The organism is Streptomyces sp. NPDC021019 (genome assembly GCF_044333295.1).
Classification (GTDB): Bacteria; Actinomycetota; Actinomycetes; order Streptomycetales; family Streptomycetaceae; genus Streptomyces.
The window spans coordinates 12,331-29,058 of record NZ_JBIRQR010000009.1 but is presented as its reverse complement, the minus strand read 5'-3'; the positions used below and the strand labels follow the sequence as shown (position 1 = coordinate 29,058).

Below are 16,728 nucleotides of genomic sequence, written 5' to 3'. Positions count from 1 at the left end.
CCGCGCCACGGACGCGACACGTCACCGGCAGGCCGGCCCGGCGCACCCCTCCGGACCGGCCCGCCTCCCGCCCCACTCTCCATCCGGTGCACCGCCGCCAGGGGAGCACACCGCTCCCCCACACAGACCGGAAAGACCATGGCTTCCACCACACCGATAGACATGCCACCGGCGCCGCCGGTCACGCGGCCCAGCCCCCGGTCCACCGGGCGCATGGGCGACAAGATCTTCCTGGGCCTCTCCCGCGGCTCGGGCATCCTGCTGCTCGTGATCATGGCGTCGATCGCCGTGTTCCTCACCTACCGCTCCGTCATCGCCATCTCGGAGAACGAGGGCAACTTCCTCACCACCTTCGACTGGAACCCGGCCGGCGACCCGCCGGTCTTCGGCATCGCGGTCCTGCTCTTCGGCACCGTCGTCAGCTCGATCATCGCGATGGTCATCGCGGTTCCGATCGCTGTCGGCATCGCCCTGTTCATCTCGCACTACGCGCCGCGCAAGCTGGCCGCCCCCATCGCGTACGTGGTCGACCTGCTGGCCGCCGTGCCGAGCATCGTCTACGGCATCTGGGGCGCCCTCGTCCTGGTGCCGTACCTGGAGGGCCTGAACCTCTGGCTCGACCAGTTCTTCGGCTGGACGTACATCTTCGAGAAGACCGAGGTCGGCGTCGCCCGCTCGCTCTTCACCGTCGGCATCCTGCTCGCGATCATGATTCTGCCGATCGTGACGAGCGTGAGCCGCGAGGTCTTCCTCCAGGTCCCGAAGATGAACGAGGAGGCCGCGCTCGCGCTCGGCGCCACCCGCTGGGAGGTCATCCGCCTCTCGGTGCTGCCCTTCGGCCGCTCCGGCATCATCTCCGCCTCAATGCTCGGCCTCGGCCGCGCGCTCGGCGAGACGATGGCCGTCGCCACGGTCCTCTCCCCGAGCTTCCTCATCTCGCTGCACGTGCTCAACCCGGGCGGCGGGACGTTCGCCCAGAACATCGCGGCGAAGTTCGGCGAGGCGGACGCGTTCGGGCGGGACGCCCTGATCGCCTCCGGCCTCGTCCTCTTCGTCCTCACCCTGCTGGTCAACGGCGCGGCCCGGCTCATCATCGCCCGCCGCAAGGAGTACTCGGGGGCCAACGCATGAGCCACGCACCCACCGGCGTCATCGAGCGCCCGAAGCCCGCATCACCCGGTCCCCAGGGCAGCCTCGGCAGCCGCTCCCTGCCCCGCCTCGCGCCGCTCGGCTTCGCCGTCGTCTCGGTCGCGCTCGGCGTCGGCGTCTCGCTGGCCGCCGGCTGGGAGAGCCGCATCCAGTGGGGCATGATCTCGGCCCTGCTCTTCCTGGCCGTCTCCTACGTCACCACGACGATCGTCGAGAACCAGCGCCAGGCCAAGGACCGCCTCGCCACCAGCGTGATGTGGGTCTGCTTCCTGGTCGCCGTGGTCCCGCTGGCCTCGCTGCTGTGGACGACGGCCGTCCGCGGCGCGGAGCGCCTGGACGGCTACTTCCTCACCCACTCGATGGCCGGCGTGCTCGGCTCCGAGGCCAGCGGCGGCGTCTACCACGCGCTGATCGGCACCCTGCAGCAGGTCGGGATCGCCACGGTGATCTCCGCCCCGCTCGGCCTGCTGACCGCCGTGTACCTCGTCGAGTACGGCAAGGGCGCGCTGGCCAAGGCCGTCACGTTCTTCGTCGACGTGATGACGGGCATCCCGTCCATCGTGGCCGGTCTCTTCATCCTGTCGATCATGCTGATCGCCAACCTGGAGCCCTCCGGCCTGATGGGCGCGCTGGCCCTGACGATCCTGATGATCCCCGTCGTGGTCCGCTCCACCGAGGAGATGCTCAAACTCGTCCCGAACGAGCTGCGCGAGGCCTCCCTCGCCCTCGGCATCCCGAAGTGGCGCACCATCCTGAAGGTGGTCCTGCCCACCGCGATCGGCGGCATCACCACGGGCGTCATGCTCGCCATCGCCCGTATCGCCGGTGAGACCGCGCCGATCATCCTGCTGGTCTTCGGCAGCCAGCTGATCAACACGAACCCCTTCGAGGGCGCCCAGTCCTCGCTGCCGTTCTACATCTACGAGCAGTACAAGGTCGGCGAGGCCGCGTCCTACGACCGTGCCTGGGCCGCCGCCCTGGTGCTGATCGCCTTCGTCATGATCCTGAATCTGGTGGCCCGCGGCATCGCCCGCTGGAAGGCCCCGAAGACCGGTCGCTGACGCGGCCACAGCGACCCCCCGAAAGAAGCAGTGATTTCCATGGCCAAGCGCATCGACATCAGCGGCCTCAACGCCTTCTACGGCAGCCACAAGGCCATCGAGGACATCTCGATGACCGTGGAGCCCCGCTCCGTGACCGCCTTCATCGGCCCGTCCGGCTGCGGCAAGTCCACCTTTCTCCGCACCCTGAACCGGATGCACGAGGTCACCCCCGGCGGCCGCGTCGAGGGCAAGGTGCTGCTGGACGACGAGAACCTCTACGACGCCGCCGTCGACCCGGTCACCGTGCGCCGCACGGTCGGCATGGTCTTCCAGCGCCCCAACCCCTTCCCCACCATGTCGATCTTCGACAACGTGGCGGCGGGACTGCGGCTGAACGGCAGCTACCGCAAGAGCGAGCTCAACGACGTCGTGGAGAGGTCCCTGCGCGGCGCGAACCTCTGGAACGAGGTCAAGGACCGCCTCAACAAGCCCGGCTCCGGACTCTCCGGCGGCCAGCAGCAGCGCCTGTGCATCGCCCGCGCCATCGCGGTCGAGCCGCAGGTCCTGCTGATGGACGAGCCGTGCTCGGCGCTGGACCCGATCTCGACGCTCGCCATCGAGGACCTGATCGGCGAGCTGAAGGAGCGCTTCACGATCGTCATCGTGACGCACAACATGCAGCAGGCGGCCCGCGTCTCGGACCGCACCGCGTTCTTCAACCTCGCGGCGGTCGGCAAGCCCGGCCGTCTCATCGAGATCGACGAGACGGAGCGGATCTTCTCCAACCCGTCGGTCCAGGCCACGGAGGACTACATCTCCGGCCGCTTCGGCTGAGCCACCCCGGGACGGCCCGTCCCGGCCATCCCGGCCGGCCACGCCCCTCCGTCCCGCCCCACAGACGGCCTTGCGGTGCTGCATGGCGGTGCCACCACAAGGCGAAAGGGTCCGCCCCCGTTCTCGTACGAGAACGGGGGCGGACCCACACGTGTAACCAGACCGGTCGGATCACCGCGCACCGGCGGCTCAGCCGAAGAGCAGGAGAACCGCTCCGTAGCTCAGCGCCGCGACCAGCGCCGCGGCCGGCATGGTGATGAACCAGCCCAGGATGATGTTCTTCGCGACGCCCCAGCGCACCGCGTTCACCCGCTTGGTGGCCCCGACGCCCATGATCGCGGAGGTGATGACGTGCGTCGTCGAGATCGGCGCGTGGAACAGGTACGCCGAACCGAACATGATCGTGGCGCCGGTCGTCTCCGCCGCGAAGCCCTGCGGCGGGTCCAGCTCGATGATCTTGCGGCCGAGGGTCCGCATGATGCGCCAGCCGCCCGCGTACGTACCCAGCGAGAGCATCAGCGCACAGGCGATCTTGACCCAGACGGGGATCTCGTCGTTGGGGCCCTCGATGTCCGCGATGACCAGGGCCATCACGACGATGCCCATCGTCTTCTGCGCGTCCTGGAGGCCGTGGCCGAGCGCCATGCCCGCCGCCGAGACCGTCTGCGCGATCCGGAAGCCGCGCTTGGCCTTGTGCGGGTTGGCGTTCCGGAAGATCCACATGATGCCGACCATCACCAGATAGCCGACGATCAGGCCGACGAACGGGGAGATGAACATCGGGATGACGACCTTCTCCAGCACCCCGGACCAGATGACGTCCGTGCCGCCGGCCAGCGCCGCCCCGACCATGCCGCCGAACAGGGCGTGCGAGGACGAGGAGGGGAGGCCGTAGTACCAGGTGATGAGGTTCCAGATGATCGCGCCGACCAGCGCCGCGAACAGGATCCCCATCCCCTTCTGCCCCACGGGCGTCGCGATCAGGCCCTCGCTGACGGTCTTGGCGACCCCCTGGCCCAGGAAGGCGCCCGCGAGGTTCATCACCGCCGCCATCGCCAGAGCGGCACGCGGGGTCAGCGCCCGCGTGGAGACCGAAGTGGCGATGGCGTTCGCGGAGTCGTGGAAGCCGTTCGTATACGTGAAGCCGAGCGCGACACCGATGGTCACGATCAGCGCAAAGGTGTCCACGAGGTTCAGGACTCCTTGACCGCGATGGTCTCCACGGTGTTCGCGACGTGCTCGAACGCGTCAGCCGCCTCTTCCAGCACATCCACGATCTGCTTGAGCTTCAGCACCTCCATGGCGTCGTACTTGCCGTTGAAGAGCTGGGCCAGCAGTTTGCGGTGGACCTGGTCGGCCTGGTTCTCCAGGCGGTTGATCTCGATCCAGTACTCGGTGAGGTTGTCCATGGTCCGCAGCCCCGGCATGGCCTCGGCGGTCAGTTCCGCCGCCCTGGCCAGCACCTCGATCTGCTTCTCGACGCCCTTGGGGAGCTCCTGGACCTGGTAGAGGACGACCAGGTCGACGGCCTCCTCCATGAAGTCCATGATGTCGTCGAGCGAGGACGCCAGCTTGTAGATGTCCTCACGGTCGAACGGCGTGATGAAGGAGGAGTTCAGCTGGTGGAAGATCGCGTGGGTGGCATCGTCCCCCGCGTGCTCCGCTGCCCGCATACGCTCCGCGATCTCGACCCGGGAGGCAGAATCCGCCCCGAGCAGTTCCATCAGGAGTTTCGAGCCCGTGACAATGTTGTCCGCGGACGCGGAGAACATGTCGTAGAAGCTCGTCTCCCTGGGGGTCAGACGAAAGCGCACGTGGGGTCCTCGGGGTGCTCTGGATTCGGTCAGGCTGATGCTAGGCGCATCATCCGGCCACGGCTAACCGGCGTTCTTCAGTGTCGCCCATCGGACACGTCGATCAGCACGGACCCCCGGTCACGGTTCGGCGGGATTCGCTACCATATACCCGGCAGGGGTATCAACTCGGCACGGTGCGGCGCGGGCGGGGCGGGGCGGCGGAACCGGCCGGCACGGCCCCCACGGCACAACAGCGGGCCCGAGGGTTCCGCATTTCCACCTTCCGGCAGGGACACTTACCGGCAGGGACACTCAGAGGACAGCAACGGGAGGACGCAGATGACCACGACCGGGACCACGGGGACGGAATCAACGGGCGTGGCGGCCCCGGACGCGGGGGCGGCCGCCCCTGTGGACATCGTCACCGACCACGACCGCGGCATTCACGGCTACCACCACCAGAAGGACGAGCACCTCAAGCGGCTCCGCCGCATCGAGGGCCAGATCCGCGGCCTCCAGCGCATGGTCGACGAGGACGTCTACTGCATCGACATACTCACCCAGGTGTCGGCGTCCACCAAGGCGCTCCAGTCCTTCGCCCTCCAACTGCTGGAGGAGCACCTGCGCCACTGTGTCGCCGACGCCGCCGTCAAGGGCGGCGAGGAGGTCGACGCGAAGGTCGAGGAGGCCACGAAGGCCATCGCCCGCCTGCTCCGCACCTGAGGCGCGACCCCGTGAGCGGTGGCGGTGCGGAGGAAGCGGGCGTCACCCCCGGCGAGCGGCCTGCCGGGGGACCGTCGCCCACGACTCCGCACCGCGTACGTCGAGCACTTCGTCGATCCGGTCGGGACTGAGGCGTTCCTCGCCCGCCGCCGACGCGGCGATCATCAGCTCGCCACACAGCTCGATCTCGGCGAGGGCCACACAGTCCTGAGCGCTGAGCGTCACCACCTGCGTCACCTCTCTCTGCCGTCTCCCGGCCGTCACCGGCCCCCCTGGCACCCCGGCTTCCCAGCCTAGAGAGCGCGATCCGCACCGCGCATGGCACGGACGGACCATTTTGCGCCCCTCCCAACCGGCCCCACCACCCGGCCCGTCCCGGCCGCCCCCGCCGCTGACACCGACGCCGCCCCGCCCCGTCGCCCGGCCGTCCCGTCGCCCCATCGTCCCGCCACCCTCACCCCTGCCGGATCTCACCGGTGTAGATGGCGTCCTCGTCCGGCAGGTTCACCGTGACCGGCAACCCGAACCCGTACAGCAGCAGCGTCGAGACCACCGACACCTCCGGGCCCTCGGCGGAGAACGTGAACCGGTGCCGCACCTTCCGCAGCCGACCGTCCTCGTCCAGGTAGGCGTCGAACGGAACGGCGTCCTTGCTGAACCCTTTCGCCGCCGCGCTCAGCGCCCCGCGCGACTGCGGCGACGCGGCCCGGGCCGCCCGGCCCAGATCCGCGACCCCCCGGTAGTGATGCACCGTCACCCCGGCCAGCTCGGACTTCCCCGCATAGCTCACATCGGCCGCGCCGCGCAGCAGTTCGGCCGCCGCCATCGGGTCGGTGACCCCGCCGGTGAGGAGGTTGCCGTCCTTCAGCGTGGTCGTGTCGATCCTGACCCACTTGTCGTCGGGCACCCCGGCACCGCGGTTCTTCATGTACAGCGTCCCCGGGGCCAGCAGCTCGGTGATCGGCCGGTGCCCGTCCGCACCCGCGGCTTCCTCGGGCAGCACCACCCTGAGCCGCCCCAGCTGCCGGCGGAAGTCGTACGCGCCCTGCCCCCGGATCGTCACCCGCGTCCCGCCGGCCGCCGTCTCCATCGACGTACGGGTCTCCGCGCCGCCCGCCTCGACGAGGACGTCCGCCGCCTGCCCGAGCAGATCGAGCGGACGATCGGCGGCCACGGAGCGCCGCCCGGAACCGTCGCCCGCGCCGCTCCCCGCGTCCCCGCCGAAACACCCGGCGCTGACCGCGATCACTCCGGCAGCGGCGAGGGCGCGAACAGCACGGGCCCTGCCTCCGTCCCTGTACTGCTGCACCACCATCGCCTGCCAACCCCCAACGACTACCGCCCGGCCGAGCCCTCACCCGCCCCGCATAACGACCGCCGACGTCCCCCGTCACGCGCCCCCGGCGCGTTGCGGCTCGGTGAGGGAGCGTGGGGCCCCTCTCCGGATGCGGTGCCCGGTGGGCAGCAGCCCGTACGCGGCCCCCCGTTCGCCGACCGTGGTCAGTACCGTGGTCGGGTGCATGAGGATCTCCCCACCCCGGCCCGCACCACCGTCCCCCGCACCCGCGCCCGGACAGCCCCGGCTCCCTCGGCGGCCCCCGTCGTGGTCCTGGCCCCCACCACCCCGGGGCCCCCGTCCGACTCCGCCTCCGCTCCCCCGCCCGGCCCGCCGGCCGGGCACAGCGCCACGACGGTCGAACGCGGCTCGTTCTGCCTGGCCCGCTGCTCCTGCGGCTGGTCGGGACCGGCACGCAGGTCCCGGGACCTGGCCCGTACCGACGCCGCGAAACACCTCGCCACTCCCTGACCCGCCCGCCCGCGAGACCTGGTCGAAGCACGATCCCCCGGACGCTCAGAGGCGTCCGGGGGATCGGGAGAACCGCTCGATCAGCTGGAGAGAAGGGCGGGGAGAGGAGGGAGACGGACGGAGACAGGACCGAGGCCGTCGAGGTGGTGACCCGAGGTGGTGACCGAGGTCGCCGGGGCTGACGGGGACTGCCAGAGTCTGACGGGGAACTGACAGAGTCTGACGGAGACCGTCAGGCGGCCAGGTCCTTCTCCCCGGGATCGCCCCGTCCGGAACCGGGCCGCGGCTCGGGGATGCCCATCGCCTCGCCGTGCTCGTCCGCGTCCCCGAGGGCCGCGCTCTTCGAGCGGACGAACCAGCCCACCCGCGGCGAGCGGGCGATCGCCGCCATCAACGGGGTCAGCAGCGCCATGGCGAGCGGAGCCAGCAGCAGAGCGACCGCCGTGCCGAGGGCGAACCCGCCGATCACGTCGGTCGGGTAGTGGACGCCCATGTAGACCCGGCTGAAACCGGCGAAGAGCGCGAGGCCGATCGCGACGAAGCCGAACTTCCGGTTCGCCACGAAGATGCCGACGGCGATGCCCATCGCCAGGGTGGAGTGGTCGCTGACGAACGAGAAGTCCGTCTTGCCGTGGATCAGGACCTCAAGGCCTTCGTGGTCGTTGAACGGGCGCGGCCGTTCGACGAAACCGCGGATCGGGACGTTGATGAGGATCGCGATGGCGGCGGCGAGCGGCGCCCAGACGATGGCGGCGGCAGCCGTCACCGAGTCCTCGGCCGTCCCGCGCTTGCGCATGCTCCACCAGCACCACAGGCCCACGAGCACCAGGCCGAACATGATCCCGTACTCGCCGACGAACTCCATGACCCGGTCGAACCAGGTCGGAGCGGCCTTCGCAAGGCCGTTGATGTCGTAGAGCAGACTGACGTCCGGGTTCGACCCGTCGAGTTCGAGTCCAGCCATCTGCTGCGGCCCCTTGCCTTGTCTGCTTCTTCTGCTGCGACGCGCGTCCTTGCACGCCGCCGTGGTCGAACCCCCGTGTCCGGTGCTGTCCGCTACCGCACCGCACAGCATCGCCGTACTGCATCACTGCGACGCATGGTCGGTGCGCTTGCCGTTCCCGTCCCCTGTCCAGGGAACGGCCCGGCCGTCGTGTGCGTTCCGCTCTCCACCGAATGATCACCATGACGTTATCGAAGAGTGACTCGTCATCGCAGCTCAGGGCCCAGGCTTCACAGAGAGTTCCGGCCATGGCCGACTGCCCGTCAGCACCCCTCGCCGCTCCGTAAGCCCCGGCCGGTACGCCCGTACGGGAACCGCCGGGAACCGCCGGGAACCACCGATAGCCGCCGATAGCCGCCGGGAGACATCCGTCACCCTGTGGGCAGATCCGTCGGAAGGGCGGCGGCGCCGTCCTTGGTGACCCGTGTCGCACCGAAGTAGTCCGGCGTATCGATCTTGTCGAACCGGATGACCGACCCGGTGAACGGCGCGTTGATCATATAGCCGCCCCCGACGTACAACCCGACGTGCCGGATCGCACGCGAGTTGGTGAGGTCGTCGGAGAAGAACACCAGATCCCCCGGGAGCAACTCGTCCCGCGAGGGATGCGGGCCCGCGTTGTACTGGTCATTGGCGACGCGCGGCAGCTCGATGCCGACGGTCCGGTACGCCGCCTGGGTCAGCCCCGAACAGTCGAACCGGCCCTGCTGCTCCGGCGTCCCGTTGCCGCCCCACAGATACGGCGTGCCGAGCTTCTTCTGCGCGAAGTAGATGGCCCCGGCGGCCTGCCGGGAAGGGGCGACCCGGCCGACGGGCCGGGCAAAGCTCTTCTCCAGCGAGCGGATGATCCTGACGTAGTTCTGCGTCTCCTTGTACGGCGGGACGCCGCCGTACTTGATCACCGCGTAGGCGCCGGCGTTGTACGCGGCGAGCATGTTGCTCGTCGGGTCGCCCGGCACCTTCTTCACGTACCCGGCGAGCTCGCAGTCGTACGAGGCGGCCGAGGGGATCGCGTCGGCGGGATCCCACACGTCCCGCTTGCCGTCGCCGTTGCCGTCGATCCCGTGCGTGGCCCACGTACCGGGGATGAACTGGGCGATGCCCTGCGCGGCGGCGTGGCTCTGCGCCTGCGGGTTCCAGCCGCTCTCCTGGTACAACTGCGCGGCCAGGAGAGCCGGGTTGATGGCGGGGCAGAGGTTGCCCCACTTCTGCACCAGCGGCTGGAACCGCGCCGGGACCGCCCCCTTGGCCAGCGCGACGGCACCGCCGCCCCCCGACCCGGCGAGCCCGGCGGCGGCGGAGTACGTACCGACGACGAGCAGCGCCAGGAAGCACATGACCATGCCGACGCCGATGCCACCGAACACCCAGAATTTCCGCACCCCTCAACCATCCCCCATCGGGGCGCGCTTCAGAGCCGTTTTCGACGGTGTGTACGAGTCATCCGCGGCACACCACCGGCGCACCCGAAGCACACAGGGGCGCCGACGGCTCACCGGCACCAGGGGTGACGCGGCCTCAGCCACACCCATGGTGACGGGGCCTCAGAGAGTGCGCATGGTGACGCGGCCTCAACGAACCACATGGTGACGCGGCCTCAGCGCAACCCTGGGGGACGCCGCGCCTCAGCCACCCGCCCCCGACCAGAAGTCGGAGCGCACGTTGGGGCGGGGCAGCGGATAGACGTCCTTGTACGCCGGACCGTTCGGCTCGGCGGTGGGAGCGGCGACCTCGGACTCCCGCACGCACGGGCTGTCGGCCTCCAGGAAGGCCTGTCCCTTCCCCCGGAAGGAGACACTGACACCGAATCCGCTCTTCGTGACCGCGTAGACCGCCGGGAACTTCTCGTCCTTGTTGACCGCCTTGATCCGGTAGTCGTTCTTCCGCCAGAACGTCTCCGCACGGTCCAGGAACGTCTGACGGAGTTCGGGGGAGACGACGGTCATGACGGCCCGCCGACGGGTCACCCCGCAGGCACGGGTGGTGGTCGGCCCGTGCGCCCACCGCACATCGGGGTCGATGCCCTTCAGGACGGCGTCCAGCATCGCGTCGGACTGCTCGGCGGCCTCCTGCATGTCCATCCCGCGCTCCTTTCCGGTGCTCACACCGCCGTCACGCGCGCTTCCGTCCTCACTCCCGCACCCGGACAGCACGACCCCCAGGGCAAGGACCACCGCGCCGAGGGACAGAGCCCGCTTCGCTCGACTCACTTCGGTTCCTCCATCTTGAGCCGGTCGGCGTTGCCCGACACGATCAGGGCGATACTGTCCGCGGACACGGCGTCGCGTTCCGGGCTGAAGTAGTTCGAGTGCGAGTCCAGACTGATACCGCTCCCGCTCACCAGCGGCGGACCGTCGGCCACCGGGAAGCGCCGCGCCCCGAACGCCTTGCTCGCCGGATCCTTCCCGAACCACAGGTCGTCGTCACCCGGATCGGCCAGATCGCCGGCCAGATAGGCCCCGCCCGGGCCACCCAGGGCCAGCCCGATGCCGCCCACCACCACCTGGGTCTTCGAGGGCAGCTTGGTCACCGGGTCGTTGGCGGCGGCGCCCACGAAGACGTGCTCGCTGCCCACGCCGAGGTCCACGGCGTGGTCGACGCCGACCCCCGGACTGCCGACCAGGATGATGTCGTCGACCCCGGGTATCCCGCCGGGCCGGGCCGCCGCGGCACCCACGGTCCGGGACCCGTAGGAGTGCCCGATGGCCGTCATGTGCGGGTCCTTGTTCTGGTTGGTCACGGAGATCCCGCCCATGAAGTCGCGGTAGGCCGCCCCGCCCTTCTCGGCGCGCCCCGTGCCCATGACGGCGAAGTAGCCCGCCGCCCCGTCCTTGTCCGGCAGCTGCGGCGCGTCGTACCCGAGCCAGACGATGGACGCCGTGGAGTCGTCGTACCCCTGCGCCCCGATCGCGGTGTCCCGGGCCCGCCCGAGGTCGTTCTTGGCGAACTCCTCGTCGAGCGAGGTGTTGAGCCCCGGTACGTACGCCGACACGTTCCGGGAGGCGTCCGGATTGCCGAACGAGACGATGGCCCGCCCGTTGCCCTCGTCCCCGATCCCGATGAGGTACATGGGCGGCTTCCCGTCCTCCTTGAGCTGCCGCTCGATCTCCCGCAGCCCGGCCAGCTGGTCACGGGCCTTGTCGGTGTCGACGCCCTCCAGCCTGTCGATCAGCGCGGGGAGGTTCCTGCGGTTGGCGGCGTCGCGCGCGAGGACCGGGATGCCGTCGAGATTGCCGATCCGCTCCGGGACCAGCTCGATGTACCGGTCGCGCTCCTCCGGCGAGAGCCCGTCCCACCACGCCTTGTTCCCGGCGGGCGTGGCGTTCTGCGGGATCCGCCCGCTCAGGTGCGCGCGCTCGGCGTCCCGCACCTCGGCGTCGACCCGCGCCCCCGAGCCGGGTATCGCCAGCCCGGCGCCGGCGCCGCCGACCGCCTTGTTCCAGTCCCAGGCGGCGCCGACATAGTCGCCCCGCTCCCATTTCTCACCCGCGCCCTGGGTGCCGCGCCCCCACTGGTCGACGATGCGCTGACCGCTCTCGCCCGGCCGGCGGACCGCGTCGACGACCCCTTGGACGTCACCGCCCAGCCCGTCTCCGAGGAACCCGTCGAGGAACCCGCCGCCGTTGGGGCCCGCGGGTCTACCCGCGTCGACCGGCACGATGGCATCGCTCGGGGGGAAGGCGCCACCGCCTTGGTCGCCGCCTCGGTCGCCGCCTTGGGTTCCTGAAGTGTCACCGGAGCCGACGGTGTCACCGGGGCCGCTGCCGCCGCTCCCGGTGCCGCCGCTGTCTCCGCCGACGCCGTCAGTGCTTCCGGTGGTCGCGGTGCCCCCGGAGCTGCCGGTACCGCCGGTACCGCCGGTAAAACTGGACTCGTCACCACCCTCGCCGCCGCCGGCTCCAGCACCGCCGTCCGTACCGGCACCCGGAGCATCATCGTGACCGCCGCTGTCCCCGGCGCTGTTGCCGCTGCCACTGCCACTGCCACTGCCGTCGGCGCTTCCTCCGCCGGCCACGTCGTCATGCCCCGGTGCCGGGCACGAGCCACCGGTGAGTTCACAGATCGCGCTACGGATCTCCGCCGTGAGCTGCCTGCCTGTTCCGGTGGCCGTCAGCCCGCCGACGAGCGCGACGACCACGAGGACGAGGCCCAGATACTCCAGCGCGGTCTGCCCGGCGTCACGGCGGAGCTTCATCATCCGGGCGAAACTGAACAACCGCTGAGCCGCCCGCTGCTCCAGACCGCTCCGGAACCATCGACGGCTCCCCGGCCGGCACAGCAGCACGATGGCGGCCGTCGGCATCACCAGCCGGGCGACCCCACCCGCCTCGGCCCCGCCGCTCAGCTCCGCGAGTGCGCCGAGGACGATCCACGTCTGAACGGCGAGCAGCCCGTACCAGACCCGAACGCCGCCCTTACGGACGTACAGCGACAGCACGAAGGCGCCGATGCCGGGTAACGACGCGTAGAGCAACAGCCCGAGGAGGTACCCGTCCACCGCGTCCACCGAGGACGCCGTCGACAGGGCCCTGATCGCCCCCACCAGGGTGGCCACGAAGAGAACGTGGAGGAGGATCAGCACCGCCTGCAAAGGCCGGGGCATCAACCGCCCCGAACTCGCTACGGCAGCGCTTACATCGGCGCCAACAGGGACCGCGCTTCTTCGTATGCCGGACAAGAGCAGTCCCCTACCTCGTGAGTGGGCGGAACGGGCGACAGATCAGTCACTCCGCGTATGCGACCACACGGGCAGGGGACACGACATGGGCCCCAGGACCCAATACAGGGCTCAAAGCCCGTACACACCAGCCCAGTTGAGCCGACTTGGCCCGATCACGACCCTGCGGGAGCCGCCCCGGGGGCTCCTGCCGACCAGAAGTCGGAGTGGATGTTGGGGCGGGGGATGAACTCGGCACCCTCGTACAGGGGGGCCGTCGCCTGACTGGTGGAATCGGCCACTTCCGACTCCTGGACACAGGGTGTATCCACCTGGAAGAACGCTTGTCCTTTTCCGCCGATACGCAGACTCATACGGAACCCGTCCCTAGTCCGTGCGTAAATGGCGGGAAACTCCGCATTGTTGTTCACTGCGGTCATCCGGTATCCACTCTTTCGCCAGAACCGCTCGACTACCCCTAAAAAACTACCCCTCCGCTCTGCGGAGATATCAGTCATGACGACACGCCTTCGCGTCACCTCACACGCACCCACCGAAGTGAAGCCGTGAGTCCAACGGACCTCGGGTCGAATCTCCTGAAGAACCGCATCGAGAATCGCGTCAGAACGCACCGCGGCAGCCTGCATATCCACTCCACTCTCACTCCTACTGACGCACCCAGTCGACACCACGCCGACAATGAGGAATAGCAGCATCGCCCGCACTGACAGCTTCACCGAGCCTGCTCCTGATTAACCATATGTCCACGCCCTGCGGCAATCAGGGCGATACTGCCGGCAGACGAGGAGTCCAACTCTGGATCGAAATACTGTGAATGCGCATCAGCAGAAATCCCCCCGAGGCTGATCAGTGACGGCCCGTCACCTACACCAAAGCGTCGAGCGCCGAACCCTTCGCTCGCCGGGTCCCTTCCGAACCACAGATCCGAATCACCTCTGTTCGCCATATCTACTGCAAGCGAACCGACTGGCCCAAGCGCGTGACCAATCCCCGTGATCACTCCATGCTCGTTCGCCGGGAGCTTGGTCACTACGTCATTCTCAGCTGCGCCCACGTACACATGCTCCCTGCCCACCCCCATGTCGTCAGCGCGGTCCACGCCCACGCCAGGGCTGCCGACCAGAACGATGTCAGTCACGCCAGGGATTCCACCCTCCTGTTGCGTTGCCGCCCCGACCGTTCGCGACCCGTAGGAGTGTCCGATAGCAGTAAGGTGTGGATCAGTATGATCGTTCGATGCCGCGAGCCCGGCCATGAACCCGTTTAACGCACGCCCGCCCTCCTCCGCTCGCGCCGTCCCAGCAACGGCCAAGCTGCTCAGACCATCCGGGCTCTGCGGCGCGTCATATCCCAACCAGGTAATGACCGACGTCGATTGGTCGATTTCTCGCGCAGCAGAAGCTGTGTCACGCGCCCGCTTAAGATCTCCCTTGGCAAACTCCTCATCCAACGAGGTATTCAACCCCGGAACATAAGCCGCCACATTCCGCGCCGTATCAGGATTGCCGTACGAGACGATCGCCCGGCCGTTTCCCTGGTCCCCGATCCCAAGCAAATACATCGGCGGCTCCCCCGCCCGCGGCACCGCCCTCAACTGCCGGTCGATCTCCCGCAGCGCCGCGAGCTTGGTCGCCGCGTCCTCGTCGCTCCGCCCCTCCAGCTTCCCCATCAGCAGCTGAAGGTTGTCCCGGTTCGCCGCGTCCCGGACGAGAGCCGGGATCCCGTCCAGATTGCCGATCTGGTCCGGGTACACCGCGAGGTACTCCTCCCGCTGTTCGTCCGTCAGACCGGACCACCACGCCTTGCGTTCCGCCGGGCTCGCATCGTGCGGGATCGCGTTCCTGAGGTAGCTGCCCGCTGCCTGCCGCACCGCAGCCGCATCGGCCGCGGCGTCCTTCCACGTCGCGGCCGGGACGCCCAGGCCCTCCTGCGCCTTCAGCGACCGCAGGATCCTGGTGTACCGCCAGTCCGCGTCGGCCGCCGTCCGTACGGCCTGGGCAACCCGGTCCGCGATGTCCTGGGCCTTGCCGGCGTTCGGGTTGGGCGCGACGAGACCCGAAGGAGTGACCATGCCCGGGTTCGGAACCCCGGACGCCGTCCCACCCGCCAACGGCTTCCCGTCGACCAGGCCCTCGCCCGCCGCCGGATACGTCACCGAACCGTCCACGTGCACCGTGAACCTCAGCGCCGCCGCATCGTCCAGCGCCCCCTGCAACACCCGCTGCTGGGCCCTGATCTCATGGGCCAGGCTGTTCAGCGTGGTCCGCAGCAGCCCGCACTCGGTGTAGATGTACTGGAAATTCGTCCCCAGCCTGCGCAACCGCCCCACGGCCGCGCCCACCGCCTCCCCCTTCTGCGTGTGGTGCAGGCCGGGCAGGAGTTGGCCCTCGATACGGTCCCGGGCCGCGTCGGCACGGTTGCTCACCCGTCCCCAACCGTCCGCCGCCTGCTCCAGTTCGGCGCACTTCACCTCACGTAACGCGGTCCAGGTCAGGGCGGACCCGGCGCCACCGCTCCGTCCGCTCACCACGCGCCGCCACCGCCCGGCGTCTTCACCCCGTCGAAGCCGCTCTTCACCGCCTCGTTGGCCTGCGCCTGGCCCCGGACGACCGCCCGCAGTTGCCCGGCGAGGCTCCCGCACTCGCCTCGCGCACCCTCGATCCGGCGTTCCCACGAGTCACGCACGGAGTTCAGTTCTGCCAGTGCGTCCAGAGCTCCGGCCCCGGCGATCAAGCCCCGGTGCGCCGCCTCCAGCTCACCCTTCACCGGACAGAGGTGCGTGACCAACTGGTCGGCTCCACCAGCGGCCCGCAGCCACGGGCCGCCGCTGTGCAGAAGATCCCCGCCCCCGGCCACTCCCGCCGATCCGCCCGGCGCCCCGATCCGCTCCCCACCATCGTTCGGTTGCCGGACCACGGTCACTCCGCCCACACCGCTCACCCCGTTCCTCTTGATCGTGGAGCGGCACTGTGCCAAATCGGCGGTAAGAGACATGCCGTACGCGAACCCGTCGAGTCCCGGCGCCATGCGCCCCGAGCCCCGTGGGTCCCGGCCGGGCGGCGCGGGGCACCGTGCCCCCCGGAGCCGCCCGGTTCACCCGAACGAAGGGGGAGCCGAGCGCCGAACCCCTCGCCGGCACTCGGCCGCACGGCTGCGCAAGACCGGCTCCACGTACACCGCCGACCGGCTCCACGTACACCGCCGCACGGCTGCACATGTCCCGCCGACCGGCTCCGCTCCCCCCGCCTACCGGCTCCGAGCACCCGGCCGACCGCGCGGACTCACCGGCCCACCCCGCCCACGCCCTGGCCCCCCACCCCGGCCCCCACGCCCTGGGCCCCCTCGCCCCCAGCGCGCGCTTCCCCCACCGCACCTGACGAAGCATCGAACAGGCAGCCGACCGGCGCACCGACGGCTCTCGAACGGCGCATACGAACACGCCGTGCCCCGCGAACGCTGCAACCGCGTCAGGAACCCATGGCCATCGTCGTTGCTCCTGGTCACACCCCGTGATACACAGAGTAACCAGGCGTGTGCGCGAAGAGCCGAACGAGCCGCAGGTCAGAGCGACCGCCCCGGTCAAACGTGCGAGATCAGGGTAAAGAGACCCGGGAAGGCGTCGTGCGAACGCGGTTTCATCAGCGAAGATAGAAGGCGACCCGTGTCGGACGGCACGGGCAGCGAACTACCCAACA

Annotated in this window: 17 protein-coding genes; 5 read left to right on the top strand and 12 right to left on the bottom strand. The window is 69.6% G+C overall.

Going from position 1 to position 16,728, the window contains the following annotated elements:
• Positions 1 to 138 precede the first annotated feature (138 nt).
• Genes pstC through pstB form a run of 3 tightly spaced genes read left to right on the top strand, consistent with a single transcriptional unit; the run spans position 139 to position 3,026 of the window.
• Positions 139 to 1,131 carry a phosphate ABC transporter permease subunit PstC gene (pstC, locus tag ACH4RG_RS32795; protein ID WP_397924880.1) on the top strand — a complete coding sequence of 331 codons (993 nt, stop codon included), beginning with the start codon at positions 139 to 141 and terminating at the stop codon, positions 1,129 to 1,131.
• Entirely contained in the window at positions 1,128 to 2,210 is a 1,083-nt protein-coding gene (pstA, locus tag ACH4RG_RS32790; protein ID WP_397924878.1) for a phosphate ABC transporter permease PstA, read from the top strand. Before pstC ends, pstA begins: the two co-directional genes overlap by 4 nt.
• A gap of 39 nt (positions 2,211 to 2,249) precedes the next feature.
• Positions 2,250 to 3,026 carry a phosphate ABC transporter ATP-binding protein PstB gene (pstB, locus tag ACH4RG_RS32785; protein ID WP_397924876.1) on the top strand — a complete coding sequence of 259 codons (777 nt, stop codon included), beginning with the start codon at positions 2,250 to 2,252 and terminating at the stop codon, positions 3,024 to 3,026.
• A 189-nt stretch (positions 3,027 to 3,215) separates the two neighbouring features.
• Here pstB and ACH4RG_RS32780 read toward each other — a convergent pair whose 3' ends face one another.
• Both ACH4RG_RS32780 and ACH4RG_RS32775 read right to left on the bottom strand, forming a co-directional pair.
• Entirely contained in the window at positions 3,216 to 4,214 is a 999-nt protein-coding gene (locus ACH4RG_RS32780; RefSeq protein ID WP_397924874.1) for an anion permease, read from the bottom strand.
• A 5-nt stretch (positions 4,215 to 4,219) separates the two neighbouring features.
• Entirely contained in the window at positions 4,220 to 4,840 is a 621-nt protein-coding gene (locus ACH4RG_RS32775; RefSeq protein WP_026290881.1) for a DUF47 domain-containing protein, read from the bottom strand.
• Between the two features lie 321 nt (positions 4,841 to 5,161).
• Between ACH4RG_RS32775 and ACH4RG_RS32770 the strand changes: the two genes are divergently transcribed.
• Positions 5,162 to 5,545, top strand: coding sequence for a metal-sensitive transcriptional regulator (locus ACH4RG_RS32770; RefSeq protein WP_274344578.1), 384 nt, complete (start codon positions 5,162 to 5,164; stop codon positions 5,543 to 5,545).
• Between the two features lie 42 nt (positions 5,546 to 5,587).
• Here the strand turns inward: ACH4RG_RS32770 and ACH4RG_RS32765 are convergent, their stop codons facing one another.
• From ACH4RG_RS32765 to ACH4RG_RS32755, 3 genes are all read right to left on the bottom strand, one after another.
• Positions 5,588 to 5,782: a hypothetical protein gene (locus tag ACH4RG_RS32765; RefSeq protein ID WP_397924872.1), complete on the bottom strand. Its 195-nt coding sequence runs from the start codon at positions 5,780 to 5,782 to the stop codon at positions 5,588 to 5,590.
• A 217-nt stretch (positions 5,783 to 5,999) separates the two neighbouring features.
• The gene (locus ACH4RG_RS32760; RefSeq protein ID WP_397924871.1) at positions 6,000 to 6,860 is read right to left on the bottom strand and encodes a hypothetical protein; all 861 of its coding nucleotides are present in this window, start codon (positions 6,858 to 6,860) and stop codon (positions 6,000 to 6,002) included.
• A gap of 75 nt (positions 6,861 to 6,935) precedes the next feature.
• Positions 6,936 to 7,067: a hypothetical protein gene (locus ACH4RG_RS32755; RefSeq protein ID WP_398540657.1), complete on the bottom strand. Its 132-nt coding sequence runs from the start codon at positions 7,065 to 7,067 to the stop codon at positions 6,936 to 6,938.
• 87 nt (positions 7,068 to 7,154) lie between these two features.
• On the opposite strand from ACH4RG_RS32755, the gene ACH4RG_RS32750 reads away from it, so the two are divergent.
• Positions 7,155 to 7,352: a hypothetical protein gene (locus tag ACH4RG_RS32750; protein WP_397925222.1), complete on the top strand. Its 198-nt coding sequence runs from the start codon at positions 7,155 to 7,157 to the stop codon at positions 7,350 to 7,352.
• Between the two features lie 232 nt (positions 7,353 to 7,584).
• Here ACH4RG_RS32750 and ACH4RG_RS32745 read toward each other — a convergent pair whose 3' ends face one another.
• From ACH4RG_RS32745 to ACH4RG_RS32715, 7 genes are all read right to left on the bottom strand, one after another.
• Positions 7,585 to 8,316: a phosphatase PAP2 family protein gene (locus ACH4RG_RS32745; protein ID WP_397924868.1), complete on the bottom strand. Its 732-nt coding sequence runs from the start codon at positions 8,314 to 8,316 to the stop codon at positions 7,585 to 7,587.
• Positions 8,317 to 8,726: 410 nt separating this feature from the next.
• Complete coding sequence (locus ACH4RG_RS32740; RefSeq protein ID WP_397925220.1) at positions 8,727 to 9,722, bottom strand: NlpC/P60 family protein; 996 nt, start codon at positions 9,720 to 9,722, stop codon at positions 8,727 to 8,729.
• A 258-nt stretch (positions 9,723 to 9,980) separates the two neighbouring features.
• Positions 9,981 to 10,565 (bottom strand): hypothetical protein, encoded by a 585-nt coding sequence (locus tag ACH4RG_RS32735; protein ID WP_397924866.1) that lies wholly within the window; start codon positions 10,563 to 10,565, stop codon positions 9,981 to 9,983.
• Positions 10,562 to 12,958, bottom strand: a complete 2,397-nt coding sequence (locus ACH4RG_RS32730; protein ID WP_398540656.1) for an alpha/beta hydrolase — start codon at positions 12,956 to 12,958, stop codon at positions 10,562 to 10,564. The genes ACH4RG_RS32735 and ACH4RG_RS32730 overlap by 4 nt, the downstream gene beginning before the upstream one ends.
• Before the next feature lie 230 nt (positions 12,959 to 13,188).
• A complete protein-coding gene (locus ACH4RG_RS32725; protein ID WP_398540714.1) occupies positions 13,189 to 13,665 on the bottom strand; it encodes a hypothetical protein in 477 nt (158 codons plus the stop codon).
• 80 nt (positions 13,666 to 13,745) lie between these two features.
• A complete protein-coding gene (locus tag ACH4RG_RS32720; protein ID WP_398540655.1) occupies positions 13,746 to 15,560 on the bottom strand; it encodes an alpha/beta hydrolase in 1,815 nt (604 codons plus the stop codon).
• Positions 15,557 to 16,060 carry a hypothetical protein gene (locus ACH4RG_RS32715; RefSeq protein WP_398540654.1) on the bottom strand — a complete coding sequence of 168 codons (504 nt, stop codon included), beginning with the start codon at positions 16,058 to 16,060 and terminating at the stop codon, positions 15,557 to 15,559. Before ACH4RG_RS32715 ends, ACH4RG_RS32720 begins: the two co-directional genes overlap by 4 nt.
• Positions 16,061 to 16,728: the final 668 nt, after the last annotated feature.